The organism is Streptomyces hirsutus (genome assembly GCF_001418415.1).
Taxonomy (GTDB): domain Bacteria; phylum Actinomycetota; class Actinomycetes; order Streptomycetales; family Streptomycetaceae; genus Streptomyces; species Streptomyces hirsutus.
The window spans coordinates 1-4,108 of the sequence record NZ_LIQT01000699.1; the positions used below are offsets into that span (position 1 = coordinate 1).

Consider the following 4,108-nt stretch of genomic DNA (forward strand, 5'->3'; position numbering starts at 1 on the left):
ACTCGCGTCCCGGGCCGGCCGCCTCCGGAGCCGGCCGGCCCGGGACGCGAGTGACGGATATGCCCTTATTCCTCCCGGACCGATGCCGCCGCCCGCCGGAGGGCATGGCAGGCTTGGGGCATGGCCGCGCAGATCAACCCCAGTATTCTCTCCGCCGACTTCGCCCGCCTCGCGGACGAGGCGCAGGCGGTCGCGGGAGCCGACTGGCTCCACGTCGACGTCATGGACAACCATTTCGTCCCGAACCTCACGCTCGGTGTGCCGGTCGTGGAGTCGCTGGCCCGTGCGACGGACATCCCGCTGGACTGCCATCTGATGATCGAGGCCCCCGATCGCTGGGCGCCCCAGTACGTCGAGGCGGGGGCCGGTTCCGTCACCTTCCACGTGGAGGCGGCTGCCGCGCCCGTGCGGCTGGCCCGGGAGATCCGGGCCAAGGGGGCCAAGGCCTCCATGGCACTGCGGCCCGCGACGCCGATCGAGCCGTACGAAGACCTGCTCCCCGAGCTCGACATGCTGCTGATCATGACGGTCGAACCGGGCTTCGGGGGCCAGGCCTTCCTCGACATCATGCTTCCGAAGATCCGCCGCACCCGCGAGTTGATCAGCAAGCACGGCCTGGACCTCTGGCTCCAGGTCGACGGCGGTGTCTCGGCGTCCACCATCGAGCAGTGCGCCGACGCCGGAGCCGATGTCTTCGTCGCGGGATCCGCCGTGTACGGGGCGGAAGACCCGGCCGAAGCGGTACGTGCATTGCGCAACCGGGCCGAAGCCGCCACGGGCAAGGCATCCTGGGCGTGCGACCACTGAGCCACGGGAACGTGAACGGCTTTCCAGCAGGGCCGTTCGACCGCGCCGGATCTGCAAGGATGAAGGCGAATCCAGAGTGTGAACAGCAGTGAGGAGATCGCCGTGTCGGGTATGTCGGCGGCGGGCCGTTCAGCCATGCGGATGGGACCCGCTGAGCTGGTACAGGCGGCGGCCATGGCCCGCCGCTTCTACCTAGAGGGCAAGTCCAAGATCCAGATCGCCGAGGAGTTCGGCGTCAGCCGCTTCAAGGTGGCCCGGGTCCTGGAGACCGCCCTCGAACGGGATCTCGTACGCATCGAGATCCGCGTGCCCGCCGAGCTGGACGCGGAGCGCTCCGATGCGCTGCGCGCCCGCTACGGCCTCAGGCACGCCGTCGTGGTGGAGTCCCCGGCCGAGGCCGCGGAGACACCCGACCCCGAGAACCTGGGAGAGGTGGCCGCCGACCTGCTCGGCGAGCTGGTCACCGAGGGAGACGTACTGGGACTGGCCTGGGGCCGGTCCACCATCCACATGGCGGCGGCCCTGGACCGGCTGGCGCCCTGCACGGTCGTGCAGCTGACGGGTGTGTACGACGCCGGGACCGCCGAGCGCGGCTCGGTGGAGGCCGTACGGCGGGCCGCGCAGGTGTCGGGCGGCGACGCCCACCCCATCTACGCGCCGATGCTGCTGCCGGACGTGGCGACCGCGGAGGCACTGCGCCACCAGACCGGTATCGCCCGGGCCTTCGAGTACTTCGACAAGGTCACCGTCGCCTGTGTCTCCATCGGCTCCTGGGAGCCGGGCATCTCGACGGTGCACGACATGCTCACGGACGAGGAGCGGGAGCACTACGCCTCCCTCGGCGTCGCCGCCGAGATGTCCGCGCACCTCTTCGACGCCGACGGGCGCCGGGTCGGCCGTGACCTCGGTGAGCGGTGCATCACGGTCAAGACAGACCAGCTCCGCCGGGTCCCCGAGGTCGTCGCGATCGCCGGCGGGCAGCGCAAGGGCCCCGCGATCGACGCGGTGCTGCGCTCCGGGCTGGTCACCAGCCTGGTGACGGACACCTCGGCCGCCGACTACCTGATGGCGGCGGGGCCCGCCCCGAGGTCCGCCCTCAACCGGTCCGACCCGGACGGCCCCTGACCGGGCGAGGGACGAGGGCGGACGTGGCAGCATCGGCCGTACGGTGCCGCGGCTCCTCCCTCGTCTTCCGCCCCGCCTTCTCGCGCTGTCGGCGGGCCCGCCCCTCGCGGGCCGCTCGGCCGACCGCGGGGCCCGGCGCGCCGTCACCGGACGCGGCGGCGAGAGGTGCCGCACCGACGCCTCCTACGCATCGTTCAGGACGGTACCGGGATGACGCACGAACGGACAGGCCGGCTCGTGGTCGCGCTCGACCTCGACGGGGCCACGGACAAGGACGGCCTGATGGACCGCCGCGCCCGCGCCCTGGACCTGCCGGGCTGGTTCGGCCGCAACCGGGACGCCCTCGCGGGCTCTCTCGCGGACTTCCTCGCCGGCCACACGGTCCGGCCCGAAGGCGCCGTCGAACGCGGACTGCCGATCGTCGTGGACGGCCGGCTGCCCTACGCGACGGCCCGTCCCGCGGAGGGGGAGACCGCGCGGGAGGTGTTCGCCGAAGCGGTACGGCGGACCCCGGCGCTCACCGTGGCCCTCACCCTCGGAGGTTCCTCCCAGCCGCGTGCCGACCTGCCTGGATGATCGCACCGGCACGGGCGATCCGGTCGTCATGGGACAATGAAGTACGTGCTCTTCCCCCTGGCTGACCTGTCCGGGGGCCACCTCTGATCGACTGGGATGTGCAGCACGTGCGTTTCCTCAACGACATCCAGCCCCCGTATGACCTGACCTACGACGACGTCTTCATGGTGCCCAACCGGTCCGCCGTCGCCTCGCGTCAGGACGTGGACCTCAGCTCCCCGGACGGAACGGGCACCACCATCCCGCTCGTCGTCGCCAACATGACGGCCATCGCCGGCCGCCGCATGGCCGAGACGGTGGCCCGCCGCGGCGGGCTCGTGGTCATCCCGCAGGACATCCCGATCGAGGTCGTCACCGAGGTCGTCGCCTGGGTCAAGAGCCGCCACCTGGTCCTCGACACCCCCATCGTGCTGGCCCCGCACCAGACCGTCGCCGACGCGCTCGCCCTGCTGCCCAAGCGCGCGCACAACGCGGGCGTCGTCGTCGACGACGGGCACCGGCCGGTCGGTGTGGTCACCGACGCCGACCTGTCCGGTGTGGACCGCTTCACGCAGCTCAGCGAGGTCATGTCCCGCGACCTGCTGCTCGTCGACGCCGGCATGGACCCGCGCGAGGCCTTCAACACCCTCGACGGCGCCAACCGGCGCTACGCCCCCGCCGTGGACAAGGACGGCCGCCTCGCCGGCATCCTCACCCGCAAGGGCGCCCTGCGCGCCACCCTGTACACGCCGGCCACCGACGACCGGGGACGGCTGCGCATCGCCGCGGCCGTCGGCATCAACGGCGATGTCGCGGGCAAGGCCCAGCAGTTGTTGGACGCGGGCGTCGACACGCTCGTCATCGACACGGCGCACGGGCATCAGGAGTCGATGATCAGCGCCCTCAAGCTGGTCCGCGATCTCGACCCGCAGGTCCCGATCGCCGCGGGCAACGTGGTCTCCGCCGTGGGCGTCCGCGACCTGATCGAGGCCGGAGCGGACATCGTCAAGGTCGGCGTCGGTCCCGGCGCCATGTGCACCACCCGCATGATGACCGGCGTCGGCCGGCCGCAGTTCTCCGCGGTCCTGGAGTGTGCGGCGGAGGCGAAGAAGTACGGCAAGCACGTGTGGGCCGACGGAGGCATCCGCCACCCGCGCGACGTGGCGATGGCCCTCGCGGCCGGCGCGTCCAACGTGATGGTCGGCTCCTGGTTCGCCGGGACCTTCGAGTCCCCGGGCGACCTCCAGCACGACGCGGACGGACGCCCCTACAAGGAGTCCTTCGGCATGGCCTCCGCGCGCGCCGTACGCAACCGCACCTCGGAGGAATCGGCCTACGACCGGGCCCGCAAGGCGCTGTTCGAGGAGGGCATCTCCACCTCCCGGATGTTCCTCGACCCGACCCGGCCCGGCGTCGAGGACCTGATCGACTCGGTCATCGCGGGGGTCCGCTCCGCCTGCACCTACGCGGGCGCCGGCTCCCTCGAGGAGTTCGGGGAGAAGGCCGTCGTCGGCATCCAGAGCGCCGCCGGGTACGCCGAAGGCAAGCCGCTGCACGCCAGCTGGACCTGACCGGGGTCCCGGCTGTCCGGCCGGCCCCCCCGGGCGGCCTCCGCGAACCC

Annotated in this window: 4 protein-coding genes; all 4 read left to right on the top strand. The window is 72.2% G+C overall.

Annotated elements, in window-relative coordinates:
- Window positions 1-120: 120 nt before the first annotated feature.
- The 4 genes from rpe to AOK11_RS37605 all read left to right on the top strand — a co-directional run bounded on the left by rpe (window position 121) and on the right by AOK11_RS37605 (window position 4,058).
- Window positions 121-807, top strand: a complete 687-nt coding sequence (rpe, locus tag AOK11_RS37590) for a ribulose-phosphate 3-epimerase (protein WP_055598108.1) — start codon at window positions 121-123, stop codon at window positions 805-807.
- A gap of 78 nt (window positions 808-885) precedes the next feature.
- Window positions 886-1,932, top strand: coding sequence for a sugar-binding transcriptional regulator (locus tag AOK11_RS37595; RefSeq protein WP_055598109.1), 1,047 nt, complete (start codon window positions 886-888; stop codon window positions 1,930-1,932).
- Between the two features lie 210 nt (window positions 1,933-2,142).
- Window positions 2,143-2,508: a barstar family protein gene (locus tag AOK11_RS37600; protein ID WP_055598110.1), complete on the top strand. Its 366-nt coding sequence runs from the start codon at window positions 2,143-2,145 to the stop codon at window positions 2,506-2,508.
- A 107-nt stretch (window positions 2,509-2,615) separates the two neighbouring features.
- The gene (locus AOK11_RS37605) at window positions 2,616-4,058 is read left to right on the top strand and encodes a GuaB1 family IMP dehydrogenase-related protein (protein WP_055598111.1); all 1,443 of its coding nucleotides are present in this window, start codon (window positions 2,616-2,618) and stop codon (window positions 4,056-4,058) included.
- Window positions 4,059-4,108: the final 50 nt, after the last annotated feature.

What these genes read in the sequence shown, in the direction of transcription:
- rpe (WP_055598108.1), top strand. Translation starts at nt 121, where the DNA reads ATGGCCGCGCAGATCAACCCCAGTATTCTCTCCGCCGACTTCGCCCGC.
- AOK11_RS37600 (WP_055598110.1), top strand. Translation starts at nt 2,143, where the DNA reads ATGACGCACGAACGGACAGGCCGGCTCGTGGTCGCGCTCGACCTCGAC.